Origin of the sequence: Bacillus velezensis, assembly GCF_001461825.1 — a bacterium.
GTDB classification, from domain to species: domain Bacteria; phylum Bacillota; class Bacilli; order Bacillales; family Bacillaceae; genus Bacillus; species Bacillus velezensis.
In genome coordinates this window covers 24,863-42,952 of sequence record NZ_LLZC01000019.1, presented here as the reverse complement: position 1 = coordinate 42,952, position 18,090 = coordinate 24,863, and the positions used below count along the sequence as shown (strand labels likewise).

Here is an 18,090-nt window from a genome sequence, read left to right as displayed (position 1 = left end):
GAGGAACTGACAATGAGTAAAGAAAAAATCTTTGAATTGCTGCAGAACACAATCTACGAGGTTTTGCCTGATTTAGAAGGCGAACAGCTTTCACAGGAAGACCGGTTAGTTGATCTGGGGGCGGATTCAGTGGACCGCGCCGAAATTATCACGATGATGCTTGAAGAATTATCATTGCAGATCCCGCGTGTTGAGCTGACGGGAGTGTCAAACATCGGCGAATTGGCGGCAAAGCTTTATGAAAAGGTACAGGCTGTCTGATAAAACGGTGAAATAATCGGAAACTCAAAATTCATATTGGAGGCGAAGTTCATGGCGGCTGCCGGAATAGAAGCGATAAATGTGTTTGGCGGGACAGCATACCTTGATGTCATGCAGCTGGCGGAGTACAGAAACTTAGACCCTGCCAGATTTGAGAATTTACTGATGAAAGAAAAAGCGGTGGCTCTTCCGTACGAAGACCCCGTCACATTCGGCGTTAACGCGGCAAAGCCGATTATCGACCGATTGACAGAGGCTGAAAAAGACAGAATCGAGCTGCTGATTACCTGCTCGGAGTCCGGCATCGATTTCGGAAAATCACTCAGTACATATATTCATGATTACTTAGGCCTCAACCGGAACTGCCGTTTATTTGAACTGAAGCAAGCCTGTTATTCAGGAACGGCGGGCTTGCAGATGGCGCTTAATTTTATTTTGTCGCAGACATCCCCCGGAGCGAAGGCGCTTGTCGTCGCGACGGATATTTCCCGGTTTTTAATTGCCGAAGGCGGCGATGCGTTAAGCGAGGATTGGTCTTACGCAGAACCGAGCGCCGGAGCGGGTGCCGTCGCCTTATTGATCGGTGAAAATCCAATCGTATTTCAGGCGGATGCGGGCGCCAACGGCTATTACGGCTATGAGGTGATGGATACATGCCGTCCGATCCCGGACAGTGAAGCCGGTGATGCCGATTTGTCATTGATGTCTTACCTCGATTGCTGTGAACAGACATTTCGCGAGTACAAAAACCGTGTGCCGGGCGCTGACTACAAAGAGACGTTTCACTATCTTGCCTTCCATACACCGTTTGGCGGCATGGTCAAAGGAGCCCACCGGACGATGATGCGCAAGCTTGCAAAAGCGAAAAACGCTGAAATCGAACAGGATTTTCAAACCAGGGTAGAGCCGGGGCTCCGCTATTGCCAAAGAGTCGGAAATATTATGGGAGCAGCCTCTTTATTGGCTCTTGCAAGCACGATTGACCAAGGGGCATTCGACACTTCTAAGCGGATCGGCTGTTTTTCGTACGGCTCCGGGTGCTGTTCAGAATTTTACAGCGGCGTTGTGACGCCTGAAGGACAAACGCGGCAGCATTCTTTCAAAATAGAAGAGCATCTGAACAACAGATACAGGCTGTCCATGGAAGAGTATGAAGAACTGTTTAAAGGCAGCGGTTTGGTGAAGTTTGGAACCCGGAATGTCAAATTGGATATGAATATGATTCCGAACATTTTAGACCATCATACAGGAAGCTCTCGTTTGTATTTGGAAGAAATCACGGAATTTCATCGGAAATACAGGTGGATATCGTGACCTATGAAACGATAAACGTCCGTTTTCAGCAAAATGTCTGCTTCATCACCTTTGATCGGCCTGAAGCCAACAATACGATTAATGAGCGTTTAGTGGAGGAATGCCTGCACGTTCTTTCTGAATGTGAAGACTCCGTGACCTCCGTAGTGCTTGAAGGGCAGCCGGAGGTATTTTGTTTCGGGGCGGATTTTGATGAGATGTACCGGAAAATGAGGCAGGGAATGCAGCATGCTGAATCGCAGGAGCCGCTTTACCGTTTGTGGCTGGCATTAAAATCCGGGCCGTACATCACAATCGCCCGCGTCCGCGGAAAAGTAAATGCGGGAGGTGTCGGTTTTGCCGCCGCGTGCGATATCGTCATTGCAGAGGAGAGTGCTTCGTTCAGTTTATCTGAACTGTTATTCGGACTTTATCCGGCCTGCGTTCTGCCGTTTTTAATTCAAAGAATCGGATTTCAAAAGGCGCATTATATGACGATCATGACAAAGCCCGTGCCGGCACGCCAGGCGCTTGAATGGGGACTTTGTGACGTATGCGTCCCGGACTCAGCAACAGAGCTGAGAAAGCATTTGCTGCGCCTTCGTCCGCTGTCGAAAAAAGCAGTCATCCGCTATAAAAAATACATAGATTCCTTAAACGACCTTGTTCATCGTTCGAAATCCATTGCTCTAGCCGAAAATCAAGCGATGTTTTCAGATCCGGATAACCAATCAGCCATCTTCCGTTATGCAGAAACGGGGCGGCTTCCTTGGGAAACGGAGAACAGTTAGGAGGATATCATGCCGAACGCCGCAGTTGAACTGCTCGAAATTGAACCGGATATTATCCAAGTGACAATGCAGGATAAAGCCCATAAAAACGCCTTCTCCAAAGAACTGACGGATGGATTGATGGAAGCATTCACCCGTATAAAAAAATCGTCAGTCTATAAAGCTGTGATTTTAACAGGATACGGCCATTACTTTGCTTCCGGAGGCACACAGGAAGGCCTGCTCAGGATTCAGCAGGGTATCACGAAGTTTACGGAAGACCGCATGTACTCTTTGGCGCTGGAATGTGATATCCCCGTCATTTCCGCCATGCAGGGCCACGGAATCGGAGGCGGGTTTGTCATGGGGCTTTTCAGTGATTTTGTCATTTTAAGCAAAGAAAGCGTGTATACCGCAAACTTTATGAAATACGGTTTCACCCCCGGAATGGGCGCTACCTTTATCGTTCCGGAGAAGCTTGGGGCAAGCCTCGGCCATGAAATGCTGTTAAACGGCGGCCACTACCGCGGCGGTGACTTGGAGAAAAGAGGGGTGCCTTTTCCGGTGCTTCCGCGGCAGGAAGTACTAGACTATGCGCAGGAATTGGCCCGTGAGCTTGCGGAAAAACCGAGAAACTCTTTAATTACATTGAAAAGGCACTTGGTGACGCCGTTTCGCGAGCAGCTTCCGGCCGTCATTGAGAAGGAGTTAATCATGCACGATGAGACGTTTCATGATGATGAAGTGAAAAAACGAATCACGACGATGTACGGAGTATAAGACATACATCTTACATACAGATGAAATGGAGGCAGCTCTATGAAAAGTGATATGAAGGCAAGCGGGTTACTCAAGCCATCTGTCAGCTATGGAAAATCATTGCGGCTTTCAGCGGATCAGCCGATGACGATTCCTGAAGTCCTGCACAAAACCGCCGCGGCAGCGGGAGATCAAAAGGGCATCACATATATACAGCCTGACGGCACCAAAGTGTACCAGACTTACAGCGGCCTGAAAAAGATCGCTCTTTCGATTGTGAAAGGGCTCCGCCAATCAGGAGTGAAGGCTCAGGATGAAGTCATATTACAGCTCAGTGACAATTCCCAGCTGATTCCTGCTTTTTGGGGCTGTGTTTTTTTAGGAGCGATCCCGGTTCCGCTTGCGGCCGCTCCGGCTTATACAGAAATGAACAGCGGGACGCAAAAACTGAAAGACGCCTGGATGCTGTTGAATCAGCCGTATGTCATCACAAGCCGTGACGTGCTGCCGGAGATGACTGAATGGGCGAAGGAGCAGGAGCTTTCCGGGTTTTGCGCTTTGGCGGCAGAAGATCTCAGTGCGCATGAAATGGACACGGACTGTCATCATCCCCGTCCGGAAGATTTGGCGATGCTGCTTTTGACCTCGGGAAGCACGGGCACGCCGAAAGCCGTGATGCTCAGCCATGAAAACATCGTCTGCATGGTCAAAGGAAATATTCAGATGCAGGGCTATACAAGTGAGGATGTCACGTTTAACTGGATGCCTTTTGACCACGTCGGCGGCATCGGAATGCTTCATCTGCGTGATGTTTATCTCGGATGTGAGGAAATCAACATACCGAGCGAATCCATTTTGATGGACCCTTTAAAATGGCTCGACCTGATTGATCATTACCGCGCTTCGGTCACGTGGGCCCCCAATTTTGCCTTCGGACTGCTTGCCGATTTTGCAGAAGAGATTCAAACGCGGAAATGGGACTTATCTTCCATGCGTTACATGCTGAACGGCGGGGAGGCCGCGGTTGCGAAAGTCGGACGCAGAATTATGGAGCTTTTAGAGCCGCACGGTCTGCCGGCTAATGCCATCCGTCCCGCATGGGGAATGTCCGAAACGTCTTCGGGCGTTATTTTCTCAGATGAGTTTACATTGGAAAACACGAGTGACGACGATCGTTTCGTCGAGATCGGTCTGCCGATCCCGGGATTTAATATGAGAATTACGGATGACCGCAATCAAGTGGTGGAGGAAGGAGAAATCGGCCGCTTCCAAGTGTCCGGTCTGACTGTAACGAGCGGATATTATGAGCGCCCGGACTTAAATGACAGTGTCTTTACAGAAGACGGCTGGTTTGAAACGGGAGATCTCGGATTTCTGCGTGAAGGCCGCCTGACGATAACGGGGCGCACGAAAGATGCCATCATTATCAACGGTGTTAATTATTACAGCCACGCCATTGAATCAGCCGTTGAGGAATTGCCGGAAATTGAAACATCTTATACAGCGGCATGCGCCGTCCGGCCGAATCAAAGCACGACAGATGAGCTGGCGATTTTCTTTGTGACATCTGTTCCGTTGGATGAGAACCGCATGACGAAGCTTCTTCATCACATTCACCAGCACGTGACACAGAGAATCGGCGTTACCCCTGATTATCTGCTTCCGGTCGCAAAAGAAGACATTCCTAAGACGGCGATCGGGAAAATCCAGCGCACTCAGCTGAAACATTCATTCGAACAAGGGCAATTTGATTCATTACATAATAGCAGGCAAGAAGGCGGCAATTCAGACACGGCTTCTGCAGAGAAAGATATTGAACGGGATTTTATCCGTTTTCTGAAAGAGGAACTTTCCATCGCAGATGAGCTCGTTGATCCAAATACGCCGTTTCAAAGTCTTGGCGTCAATTCCATCAAGATGATGAAACTCGCCAGATCAATTGAAAAAACGTATCACATCCGGCTGACGGCAAGAGAGCTGCACAAAAACCCGACGATTGGCGCTTTAGCGGCTTATACTGCAGAAAAAGCGGCAAACATGTCAGCGGAGCATCATCCCCAAAAAGCCGAACCGCCGGCAGAACGGGAGAGACGGCAAATGGCGCCAGCGCTTTCAGAAGTCCAAAAAGGGCTGTGGACATTGCATAAAATGTCGCCTGAAACGACTGCATACCATGTCCCGCTCTGTTTCCGATTCACATCCGGAATCGACAAAGAGAAACTGAAACAGGCGTTTCAGTTCGTATTAAAGCAGCATCCGATGCTCAAAAGCGCGGTGAATGAAACAGATGGCGGGTTTTATTTCATAGAAGCGGCAAATCCTTTTGTATTCTCGGAAGAAGATATTTCTGACGTCAATGAATCACAAATATCCGCTCTGATACGGAAAAAAGTGAAAGAGCCGTTTGTCAAAGAAGGCGGGCCTTTGCTGCGCGTGCAGCTGCTTTCAAAATCCGCCGCGGAACATTATCTTTTGACGGTCATTCACCACATCGTGTTTGACGGCATTTCATCCATTACATTTATTCACAGTCTGCTGGATCATTATCAGGCGCTGCTGGAGGGAAAAGAAGAGTTTACGGCCGCCGTTCCCGGCATTCATCCCGATTTCGCGGCTTGGGAAAAGCGGTATTTAGCGGGGGAAGAAAGCAAAGCTGCCCGCGCTTACTGGATGAAACAGCTCGGGGGCGATCTGCCTGACCTTCAGCTTCCGCCGATGCGCACGGACAGCAGTGTTCCGGAGTTTACAGAAGATACGCTGACACGCCGTCTTCCCGAACGGCTGCTGAATAATATAACGGCGTTTGCCGCATCCCGTTCGATTCATTTGTCTACCGTCATGCTGAGCTGTTACATGGTGCTTTTAAGCAAATATACGGATAAGGAAGATATTGTGACAGGCATGCCTGCAATGGTCAGACCCGAAGAACGCTTTGACGGAGTGGTCGGCCATTTCCTCAACATGCTTCCCATACGGAACAGAGCCGGACGAAAAGAAACATTTGCTGACTTTGTTCAAAAGGTGCAGGATGCCGTTCTGGACGGACTGGATCACTCATTTTATCCGTTTCCGAAAATGGTGCGTGATGTGCATGCGAAACCCCGGCAGAACGGTTCGCCTGTTTTCAGCAATACCTTTTTCTATCAGAACTTTCTGCAGCATTCGAGCTATCAATCGATGCTTGATGAATACAAGGAATTCTCCTGTGAGTTTGTAAAAGACATTCATCAGGAGGGGGAATATGATCTTGTTTTTGAAATGTGGGAAGCAGCATCAGGCATGGATCTTACGATTAAATACAGCACCGAATTATTCGACGAAGCAGGGGCGGCCAGGCTTTTCAGCCAATTTGTACAGGCTGCTGAAGCTTTGACGGCGAATCCGGATATGCCGCTTGAGAACGTTTCTCTCATGACAAAAAGAGAGGAGCACATGATTCTTAAGACTTGGAATGAGACAAGCCGTGAATATCCGGATGCCTGCTTCCATGAATTATTCGAACGTCAGGCGGCAGAAACACCGGACGCTTGTGCGGTCGTGTATGAACAGCAAAGGCTGACGTACCGTGAGCTTGATGAAAAAAGCACGAAGCTGGCGCTCTATTTGCAGGCGCACGGTGCAGGCCCTGATGATCTCATCGGCATTTATACAGACCGTTCATTGCATATGGCTGTCGGCCTTCTCGGCATTTTAAAAGCCGGGGGAGCGTATGTGCCGCTTGATCCTTCTTATCCCGCTGACAGATTGGAATATATGATCACCGACAGCAGGATTTCAATGTGCCTGACGACAGCTGATTTAGAGCACTCTTTGAACTGGGGAGGCGTGCAGACAACTGCCATTGACCGCGATTGGTCTCATATTGAAAGTACAGCCGCGGAAAGAACGTCGCTGAAGCGGTTAGTGACACCTGACGATCTGGCGTATGTCATTTACACGTCGGGCAGCACGGGCAAACCAAAAGGTGTCATGATTCCGCACCGGGCGCTGACCAACTTCTTAATCTCGATGGCGCATGAACCGGGGCTTTCGTCCGAAGACAAACTGCTTGCCGTCACGACATATTGCTTTGACATCGCGGCACTGGAGCTGTACCTTCCTTTAATCAAAGGAGCGGAGTGCAACATCTGTAAGACAGAAGTCACAAAAGACGCACGGAAGCTGAAAGAGCTGATTCAAGAGTACAAACCGACGATCATGCAGGCGACGCCGTTTACATGGAAAATGCTTTTTCATTCCGGATGGTCAAATGAAGAAAAAGTGAAAATCCTTTGCGGCGGAGAGGCGCTCAGCGAACAATTGAAGCAGCAGTTTCTCGATACGAAAAGTGAGGCTTGGAATATGTTCGGGCCGACAGAGACGACAATCTGGTCCGCGGTGCAGCGTATCACGGAAAATGAGAGCGCGCTTACGATCGGGCGCCCGATCGCCAATACCCGTGTGTATATTATGGATTCCGGTCTCAACCCTGTTTTAGAAGGGGTGCCGGGAGAACTTTGTATTGCGGGAGACGGATTGGCAAGAGGGTATTTCAACAAGCCTGAGCTGACAGATAAAGTTTTCGTCAGCCACCGGCTCGAACTGGGATCAAAGCTTTATAAAACAGGCGATATGGCGCGTTTTCTCCCCGGCGGCCGCATTGAATACATGGGACGGATGGACACCCAAGTCAAAATCCGCGGCTACCGGATTGAACCCGGAGATATTGAGAGCCGGCTGAATGCCCATCCGGCCGTACAGGAAAGCGTAGTGGTTGTGAACAATCACTCCGGAAATGAAAAGCTTTGCGCGTTTTATATTCTGAAAAACGGAGAGCCGCTTCCGTCTGCAAAGGAATTGCGCAATCATTTGAAACAAGCGCTGCCGGCCTATATGACGCCAGCTTCTTTTATCCGTCTTGAAGAGCTTCCGCTCACACCGAACGGAAAAGTGGACCGCAAGCTTCTTGCTGCGCGCGATCTGACGGAAAAGCAGCCGGACACACAAACATTTTCATCATCTCATATCCAGCAGGCGGTGCTGGCGATTTGGCAGGATGTATTGAAAAGCAAAGATATAGAGCTTGATGACCGCTTTTTTGATGCGGGGGGAGATTCGCTTCTTGCCGTGACTGTCACTGACCGGATGACGCAGGAACTGGATTGTGAATTCAGCGTAACGGAGCTGTTTGAATACGCGACGGTAAAAGACATCAGCCGGTACATCATAGAACAAAAACCGAAAGAAGCCGTTTTGGCTCCTGTGCCGCAAAAGAAAGTGAATACAGAAGACCGGGAACACCCAGCGGGAGAATTTCCCGATTATTACGAGGACAGCCTTGCGGTTATCGGTATATCCTGTGAGTTTCCGGGAGCGAAAGATCATTATGAATTTTGGAATAACATCAAAGAAGGCAAAGAAAGCATCACCTTCTTTTCAAAAGAAGAGCTCCGCCGATTCGGTATTTCTGAAGAACTGGCTGATCATCCCGGCTTCGTTCCGGCTAAATCAGTTTTAGAGGGGAAAGAAATGTTTGATCCCGGTTTCTTCGGCTTTTCACCGAAAGATGCGGAATATATGGACCCTCAGCTGAGAATGCTTTTGCTCCATTCATGGAAGGCAATCGAGGATGCGGGATATATCTCCAAAGAAATTCCGGAAACAAGCGTGTATATGTCTGCCAGCACTAACTCTTACCGCAGCCTGCTGCCGGAGGAGACGACAGCACAGCTGGAAACGCCGGATGGCTACGTGTCATGGGTGCTTGCCCAAAGCGGTACGATTCCGACGATGATTTCTCATAAACTCGGGTTGAAAGGGCCGAGCTATTTTGTCCATGCCAACTGCTCATCTTCGTTAATCGGCCTGCATTCGGCTTTTCAAAGCCTGCAGTCCGGCGAAGCCAAGTACGCCCTTGTCGGCGGTGCGACCCTTCATACGGAATCAAGCGCCGGATATGTTCATCAGCCGGGGCTGAATTTTTCAAGCGACGGGCATATTAAAGCGTTTGACGCGGATGCTGACGGAATGATCGGCGGTGAGGGAGCCGGCGCCGTGCTCTTAAAAAAAGCGTCTGATGCCGTTAAGGACGGCGACCATATTTATGCGCTGCTGCGCGGAATCGGCGTCAATAATGACGGAGCGGATAAGGTCGGATTTTATGCGCCGAGCGTCAAAGGACAAGCTGAGGTCATTCAGAAGGTCATTGATCAGACGGGCATCCATCCCGAAACGATTGCGTACGTCGAAGCTCACGGCACGGGAACAAAACTCGGCGATCCGATCGAATTGTCCGCACTTCAATCGGTGTACGGCCGATATACAGATAAAAAACAATACTGCGGCATCGGTTCAGTCAAAACAAATCTCGGGCATTTGGATACAGCGGCCGGAATGGCGGGCTGCATCAAGGTTGTCATGAGCTTATATCATCAGGAAATCGCGCCGAGCATCAATTACAAAGAGCCGAACCCGAATCTTCATTTAGAAGACTCTCCGTTTTACGTAGCGGAAGAAAAGAAAGAGTTAACCCGTGAGAACAGAGCGCACCGCATGGCTTTAAGCTCTTTCGGTCTTGGCGGAACAAACACACACGCGATTTTTGAACAATATCCGGATGCATCTGAGGCAGCAGACGCTGCCGGTCCTTTCATCATTCCGTTGTCTGCCAGAAAAAAAGATCGTCTGAAGGAGTACGCAAAACAGCTGCTGGCTTTTCTGGAAAGAAAAACGGACGCCGACCTCGCTGATCTTGCCTACACGTTCCAAGTCGGAAGGGAAGCGATGGAAGAGCGCGCGGCCTTTATCACAAGCGGCATTGCGGAGCTGAAGCGGCAGCTTGCCGATTTTATCAATGATAAGCCGGCTGTAACAGGCTGCTTCAGAGGAGAAAAACAGCAGGCGAAAGATATTGCCTGGCTTTCTGATGATGATGACAGCGCTGAACTCATTGAGAAATGGCTTGCGAAAGGAAAAGGAACGAAGCTCTGTGAAATGTGGAGTAAAGGTGTCACCATTAATTGGCACAAGCTTTACAAAGACAAGCATCCGAAACGAATCAGCGTGCCGGTCTACCCGTTTGCAAAGGAGCCGTACTGGCCGAAAAAAGCAGAAAAGAAAACATCTGCCGCACACACCGGAGTCTCAGTTTTACACCCGCTCGTGCAGCAAAATACGTCAGATTTGGCCGTTCAGCGGTTCAGCTCACGGTTTACAGGCTCAGAATTTTTCCTGAAGGATCATGTGGTCAGGGAAAAAGCTGTGCTGCCGGGAGCGGCATATTTGGAAATGTCATATGAAGCGGTAAAACGGGCGCTTGGCGGCTTATTAAAAGACCAAGACAGAATAACGCTCCATCATACCGTCTGGATGAAACCGATCGTCGTTCACGAACAAGAGCGCCAGGTCCATATTGCGCTGTTCCCTGAAGAGGACGGCATCATCTCATATGACATTTACAGCGTAAACGCTGACGGCGAAGAAGTGCTGCACAGCCAAGGGCGGGCCGAAATCATAAAGGCTGAACGAGAGCCTGAGGCCGACCTTTCTGCCATACAAAACAGATGCACAGCGGACATTCTTGATCCGGCGGCCTTTTATCGGGAAGGCCGGAGCAGGGGGATGTTCCACGGAAAAGCCTTCCAAGGCATTACGTCCGCCTTTATCGGCGAGAAAGAAGTGCTTTCGGACATACAGCTTCCGGATTCTGTTTCTCACACGAACGGACAATTTACGCTTCATCCGAGCATCATTGATTCAGCTATTCAGACGGCAACGATCTGCATTATGCAGGAGTTTCCCGGACAAAAGCTGATTCTGCCGTTTGCGCTGGAATATCTTGAAGTCGTCAAAGCATGCACGCCGACTATGCGGGCGCATGCACGCTTCAGCGAAGGATATCAAACCGGTGATTCCGTGCAGAAAGCCGACATTGACCTGTTCGACGAAACAGGAGCGCTTTGCGTGAAGGTGAGAGGATTTTCTACGAGAGTGCTTGAAGGCGATGCAGAATCGGCTCAGCGGCTATCAGGCTCGGAAAAGGTCTTGTTTGCACCGGTCTGGAAAGAAGCCGCCGCATCCGAGAAAGCCTCTGTCCATGCTGATGAGCATTTGATCATACTTTGTGAAGATGCCTGCCGTATAAAAGATGAAGCGGCATCCGGCCTGAAAGACGCCGAACTGCTGATTGCAGAAGGTGAGGGTGAAACAGCCGCTGAACGCTTCCAAAGCTACGCGCAGACAATCGCTGAACACATCCGGCGGATCATCAGCGAAAAAAGGCAGGGCCGCATTCTGATTCAGACTGTTATTTCAGCAGACGGCAGCCAGCAATTGTTTGCGGGGTTAACAGGTTTGTTAAAAACAGCCGAGCTGGAATACGGAAAACTTGACTGTCAGCTCATCGAAATGGAATCAATCGGTGAAATGCCGGCTGTCGCTCAAAAACTGAAAAACGACAGTCATCGGCCGCATGATAAACATATCCGTTATAAAGGAGACAAACGGTATGTGAAGGCTTGGGAAGAAATGCATCCCGCAGGGGGCGGCGCCGTCTGGAAGGACGAAGGCGTATATCTGATAACCGGAGGGACAGGAAGCCTGGGGTTGATGTTCGCAAAAGAAATCGCAGGTCGCGTTAAACACCCGAAAATCATTCTGACCGGCCGCTCAAATCTGGCAGAAGCCAAACAGCGTGAGCTTGCTATGCTTCAGCACTCAGGCGCAAATGTCGTCTACAAAAAGATGAATGCGGCAGACCGGCGGGAAAATGAAGCGCTGATAAAAGAGGTTACGGCGGATTTCGGAAAGCTTAACGGAATTATTCACGCTGCGGGAGTGATACAAGACCGCTTCCTGCTGCAAAAAACGAAGGAAGAGTTCAGGGAAGTGCTTGATCCGAAAGTGATCGGAACCGCTTATTTAGATGAAGCCAGCAAAGACTGCAATCTTGACTTTTTCGTATTGTTCTCCAGTGTTTCCGGCGTTCTCGGCAATGTCGGGCAGGCTGATTATGCCGCCGGCAACGCGTTTATGGATGCGTACGCCGCTTACAGGCAATCCCTTACGGAGAATGGCCTTCGGCACGGAAAAACGGTCGCCTTTAACTGGACGCTGTGGAAAGATGGCGGTATGCAGGCGGGAGACGAGACGGAGAGAATGATGAAAAAAGCTTTCGGCATGGTTCCGCTTCAAAAGGCGTCAGGCCTGGCTGCTTTTTATGAAGGAATGGCTCAGGAAAAGCCGCAGCTTTTAGCAGCTGAAGGACACGCAGCAAAATTAAAACAGTCCTTCCTATCCGTTTCTGAAACTGAAAAGCCGCAGGTGGAGAAAATAGAGCCTGTATCCGCCGTTTCGGGAGACAAATGGCACGGTGCGCTTATCCGATTGGTCAGTTCAATTTTAAAAGTCGGCCAAGACGAGATTGATATTGATACGGAACTGAGTGAATACGGTTTTGATTCCGTATCGTTTACCGTCTTTACGAATCAATTAAATGAAGCGTATCAGCTGGAACTGGCGCCGACGATCTTCTTCGAACACGGGACGATCCGCAGTTTAGCAGAGTATTTGACGGATGAGGCAGAAGCCGGCCTTCCTTCTCAGCCGGAAGAAAAACACGATGCAGAAGAATCTCTTCAAACGCTTCACACCGCTTTGACAGCCATGGTAAGCGGCATTTTAAAAGTTGACCGTGAGGACATTGAGACAGATACGGAATTGAGTGAATACGGTTTTGATTCCGTATCGTTTACCGTCTTTACGAATCAATTAAATGAAGCGTATCAGCTGGAGCTGGCGCCGACGATTTTCTTTGAGTACGGAACGATCAGCGGTCTCGCCGGATATTTGGCAAAAGAGCATCCGGGCCGTTTCGGCGAAAAGAAGAAAGAGTCTCCGAAAAAAGAGCAGCCAAAAGCCCAAAAATCGAAAATGCAGCGGAAAAAGCGCTTCGCAACGGTAATGAACGCTGCGGCAGCGACACAAGAGCCGCGCCGCTTGGATACGGTTGCCATTGTCGGAATCAGCGGCCGATTCCCGGGCGCGAAGGATATAGAGGAATTTTGGCGCAATTTGAAAGAAGGAAAGGATTCGATCACAACCATTCCGAAAGAACGCTGGGATTGGGAAGCGTTTGATGGCGACCCGAATCTTGAAGGGAACAAAACGAATATCAAGTGGGGCGGCTTTATCGACGGAATAGCTGAATTTGATCCGCTGTTCTTTGGGATTTCACCGCGGGAAGCCCAATATTTAGATCCGCAGCAGCGGCTGTTATTGACTTATGCATGGCGGGCGATAGAAGATGCGGGCTGTAAGCCGGAAAGCCTTTCCGGCACAAATACGGGCGTCTTTATCGGCACCGGAAATACCGGTTATAAAGATTTGTTCACAAGGGCAGGTCTTGCGGCGGAAGGACATGCGGCGACAGGCAGCATGATTCCTTCCATAGGTCCGAACCGTTTGAGCTATTTGTTAAATCTTCACGGGCCGAGCGAGCCGATTGAAACGGCATGTTCAAGCTCGCTTGTGGCGATTCACCGGGCGGTATCCGCTATAGAAAACGGAGAATGCGACATGGCGATTGCCGGAGGAATCAACACGATTCTGACGGAAGAAGCGCATATCAGCTACAGCAAAGCAGGCATGCTCAGCAAAGACGGAAAATGCAAAACCTTCTCCAAAGATGCCAACGGGTATGTCAGAGGTGAAGGCGCGGGAATTCTGATGCTGAAGAAACTGACAGATGCAGAACGTGACGGCAATCCGATTTACGGCGTGATCCGCGGTACGGCTGAAAACCACGGCGGCCGGGCGAATACGTTAACCTCGCCGAATCCGAAACTGCAGGCTGATTTATTGGTGAAAGCATACCGGAAAGCGGGAGTGGACCCGAGCACCGTCACGTATATTGAAGCGCACGGTACAGGAACGGAATTGGGCGACCCGATTGAAATAAACGGTTTGAAAGCGGCGTTTCACGAGCTGGCGAAAACAAATCAAGAGCCTGAAGTCTTCGGTCACCGCTGCGGCATCGGTTCGGTCAAAAGCAATATCGGCCATTTAGAGCTTGCCGCGGGAGTATCAGGCGTCATGAAAGTGCTTTTGCAAATGAAGCACAAAACGCTGGTGAAAAGCCTGCATTGCGAGACGATCAATCCGTACATTCAGCTCGATGACAGTCCTTTCTACATCGTGCGGGAAAATCAGGAATGGACGGCAGCAAAAGATAGAAACGGAAATGCCATTCCGCGCCGGGCCGGGGTCAGCTCATTTGGCATCGGCGGGGTCAACGCCCATATCGTCATTGAAGAGTATGTCCCGAAAGCAGCCGCTCAGCCTGAGCACAGTCCGGAAAATCCGGCAATCATCCTTTTGTCCGCCAAATCAAAAGAAAAATTGTTTGAACAGGCGCAGCAGCTGCAAAAAGCGATCCGTCAAACGCCGTATACAGATCAAGACTTGGCGGGCGTCGCTTATACGCTGCAAACCGGAAGGGACGAAATGGAAGAGCGCTTGGCCATTCTTGCAGCGACGATGGCGGAATTGGAAACAAAGCTGGAAGCATTTACGAAAAATGAGAAAAACATCGCCGGGCTGTATACCGGCCAGTCTCACCGCAATAAAGATACGTTTGCCTTGTTCACGGCAGATGAAGATATGGACATCGTCATTGACGCCTGGATTAAAAAAGGCAAATTCGCCAAGCTGGCAGAGGTATGGGTGAAAGGCGGCGTATTGAATTGGAACCGGCTGTATGAAAAGGGTACGCCGCGTTTACTCAGTCTTCCGTCTTATCCGTTCGCAAAAGACACGTATTGGGTGCCTGAGAATCCTGACAAAAAGAAGGTCCATACAGAGGAACGGATGAAACGTATTCTGACGAAACAATGGGAACCGAGCCCGCTCGAACTGGGTGAACCGTGTGCACGTACCGTTGCGATTTTGACAGGCGGGGACACGGTCAATCTCGCAGAAGAGATCGCAGCGCATATGCCGAATCACCGTATCATCACAGGATCAGACCTTGCCGGTGAATATGACTGGCAGGCGTTTGGCGGAGTCATCGACCTCCTCGGCGCAGCGAAAGAAGATTCTCAAGACATGGCCGGTATCAAATGGCTTCAGCAATTGATTGAGCATGGGCATAAAGAAGGGATGACACTGCTTTGTGTCACGAAAGACCTTGAGTCATTAAATAAAGAGGCCAATCAAACAACAGGAGCAAAACGGGCCGGTCTGTACAGAATGCTGGCATGCGAGTACGGTCATCTGTCTTCAAGGCATCTCGACCTTGAAGGAGGGCTTTCTGATGACAAACTGGCGAAGCAGATTGCCGATGAGTTTCATGCCCGTACTGATGACGCGGAAGTTTGCCGGAGGGACGGCTTGCGTTACCGTGCTGTATTAAGCGGCTCAGAAAACATGGATATGAAAGGTGAAAGAATTGATTTTCCGGACAACCATGTGCTTCTGATCACCGGGGGTACGAGGGGGATCGGCCTTTTATGCGCACGCCATTTTGCCGAACATTACGGAGTGAAAAAACTGGTGCTTACAGGCCGTGAGACCCTTCCGCCGCGAAGTGAGTGGACGGGCGGACTGAATGGGGTGACGGCTTCTGTAAAAGCGAAAATTGAAGCTGTTCTCGACTTGGAATCCAAAGGTGTACAAGTGAAGGTATTGTCAGTCCCGTTAGCTGATGAAGCCGGGCTGAGACAGGAACTGAGTCAGATAAAACAGACGCTCGGACCTATCGGCGGCGTGATTCACTGCGCGGGTGTGACCGATAAAGAGACGCTCGCATTCATCAGAAAAACCGATGAAGACATACAGCGCGTGCTCGAGCCGAAAGTAGACGGGCTTCAGGCGTTATACAGTGTGCTCAGCGAAGAGCCGCTGAAGTTTTTCGTCTTGTTCTCTTCCGTGTCAGCTGCGATACCGGCGCTTTCGGCAGGACAGGCCGACTATGCCATGGCCAATGCGTATATGGACTATTTTGCAAACTCATACAAAGAGCAGCTGCCGATCGTAAGCATTCAGTGGCCGAACTGGAAAGAAACCGGAATGGGCGAAGTAACGAACAAAGCTTATAAAGAGAGCGGGCTATACAGCATCACGAATGCAGAAGGATTACAGCTCCTTGACGGTCTACTTCTTGAATCAGCAAGGGGCCCGGTGCTGCCGGCCGTTCTGAATCCTAAGCTGTGGAAGCCGGAGCGATTCCTGCGGCGGAGCAGGCAGGATCAGCCAATGAGTCCGGCTATGGTAAAACCGGCGGAAAAAACCGCTTATGCCGCAGACAACGCTCAATTAACAAGGAAAACAGAAGAATGGCTGATAGAATTATTTTCTGAAGAGCTGCGGATTGACCAGGATCAGCTTGAGACAGACGTATTATTCCAAGATTACGGAGTGGACTCCATTATCCTTGCTCAGCTTCTGCAGCGGATCAACCGGAATCTCTCGGCATCGCTTGACCCGTCCATTCTGTATGAATATCCGACGATTCAATCTTTCGCAAATTGGCTTCTCGAAGGATATACAGAAGTTTTGTCAGAACGGTTTGATTTGGCGGCGGAGCCTGTTAAGAAGAAGCCGGCTGAGCCGGTGATTGAAACACAAGCCGTTAAGGTGCAAGAAGAGCCGGCCGGAAAACAGATTCACCGGGAAGATATCGCGGTCGTCGGCATGTCCTGCCGGTTTCCGGGGGCGGATTCTTTAGAGGCGTACTGGTCGCTCTTGGCTGAAGGCCGTTCGGCTATCGGTCCTGTTCCGGCTGAGCGATGGGGTTTGAAGACGCCTTATTACGCGGGAATGCTTGATGGAATTCATCAATTTGATCCGGACTTCTTTTTACTGGCTGAAGAAGATGTAAAGGCAATGGACCCTCAAGCTTTGGCCGCTCTGGAAGAATGCCTTAACCTGTGGTATCACGCTGGCTATACGCCGGATGAGATAAAGGGAGAAGCAATAGGTGTGTATCTCGGCGGACGCAGCCGTCACAAACCGGGTGAAGAGAAACTGCTGGATGCGAAAAACCCGATCGTCGCGCTGGGCCAGAATTATTTGGCCGCAAATCTCTCTCAATATTTTGATATGCGCGGCCCGAGTGTTGTCCTCGATACGGCTTGTTCTTCTGCTTTAGTCGGCATGAATATGGCCGTGCAGGCTCTTGTAACAGGAGAAATAAAAGCGGCCGTCGTCGGCGGGGTGAGCCTGTTTGAATCAGAAGAAACCCATAAATTATTTGAACAGCGCGGCATATTAAGTAAAGCGCAGTCGTTCCATGTATTTGACGAACGCGCCGATGGAGTCGTGCTGGGCGAGGGTGTCGGAATGGTTCTTTTAAAAACCGTGTCTCAGGCGATTGAAGACGGAGATTCTATTTATGCCGTAGTGAAGGCGGCATCCGTCAATAATGACGGAAGAACGGCAGGCCCGGCTACGCCGAGTCTGGAAGCGCAAAAATCCGTCATGAAGAAGGCTCTTGAAAAAAGCGGAAAACAGCCGGAAGACATTACTCATATTGAAGCGAACGGTTCAGGCACGGTCGTGACGGATCTGTTAGAACTGAAGGCCATTCAATCCGTCTACCGTTCAAAAGACGCCGGCCCGCTCGGAATCGGATCTGTGAAACCGAACATCGGGCACCCGCTTTGCGCGGAAGGAATTGCAAGTTTCATAAAAGTTGTTCTCATGCTGAAAGAAAAGAGCTTTATCCCGTTTTTATCAGGCGAGCATGAAAATACACATTTTGATAGAGAAAAGGCCAATATTCAGTTCAGCCGCACTCTGGCAGACTGGCCGTCACCAATACCGGCGGCAGGAATTAACTGCTTTGCCGACGGCGGAACAAACGCCCACGTCATTGTGGAAGCGTGGCAGGAAGACGAAGGGCGCCCAATCAAGCGCCACCCTTTAACACCGCCTGCATTAAATAAGCGGCTGATTTCGCCGGACAGCAAAGAAGAAACGAACGAAAAAGCTGCGGCAAACATCTGGGATACCTATGAAGTGGAGGTTTAAC

The 18,090-nt window shown here is 50.1% G+C and carries 5 protein-coding genes; all 5 read left to right on the top strand.

Features of this window, described 5'->3' with window-relative positions:
* Positions 1–12: 12 nt before the first annotated feature.
* From AR442_RS10930 to AR442_RS10910, 5 genes are read left to right on the top strand one after another with little or no spacing between them, the layout of a single operon-like run.
* Positions 13–261: an acyl carrier protein gene (locus AR442_RS10930; RefSeq protein WP_014417817.1), complete on the top strand. Its 249-nt coding sequence runs from the start codon at positions 13–15 to the stop codon at positions 259–261.
* Between the two features lie 51 nt (positions 262–312).
* Positions 313–1,575, top strand: coding sequence for a hydroxymethylglutaryl-CoA synthase family protein (locus AR442_RS10925; RefSeq protein ID WP_053284980.1), 1,263 nt, complete (start codon positions 313–315; stop codon positions 1,573–1,575).
* A complete protein-coding gene (locus AR442_RS10920; protein WP_014417819.1) occupies positions 1,572–2,345 on the top strand; it encodes an enoyl-CoA hydratase/isomerase in 774 nt (257 codons plus the stop codon). Before AR442_RS10925 ends, AR442_RS10920 begins: the two co-directional genes overlap by 4 nt.
* Positions 2,346–2,354: 9 nt before the next feature.
* Positions 2,355–3,104, top strand: a complete 750-nt coding sequence (locus AR442_RS10915; RefSeq protein WP_003154094.1) for a polyketide synthase — start codon at positions 2,355–2,357, stop codon at positions 3,102–3,104.
* Between the two features lie 39 nt (positions 3,105–3,143).
* Positions 3,144–18,089, top strand: a complete 14,946-nt coding sequence (locus AR442_RS10910; protein WP_053284979.1) for a non-ribosomal peptide synthetase — start codon at positions 3,144–3,146, stop codon at positions 18,087–18,089.
* The last annotated feature ends 1 nt before the right edge of the window (position 18,090 follow it).

What these genes read in the sequence shown, in the direction of transcription:
- AR442_RS10910 (WP_053284979.1), top strand. Translation starts at nt 3,144, where the DNA reads ATGAAAAGTGATATGAAGGCAAGCGGGTTACTCAAGCCATCTGTCAGC.
- AR442_RS10915 (WP_003154094.1), top strand. Translation starts at nt 2,355, where the DNA reads ATGCCGAACGCCGCAGTTGAACTGCTCGAAATTGAACCGGATATTATC.
- AR442_RS10925 (WP_053284980.1), top strand. Translation starts at nt 313, where the DNA reads ATGGCGGCTGCCGGAATAGAAGCGATAAATGTGTTTGGCGGGACAGCA.
- AR442_RS10930 (WP_014417817.1), top strand. Translation starts at nt 13, where the DNA reads ATGAGTAAAGAAAAAATCTTTGAATTGCTGCAGAACACAATCTACGAG.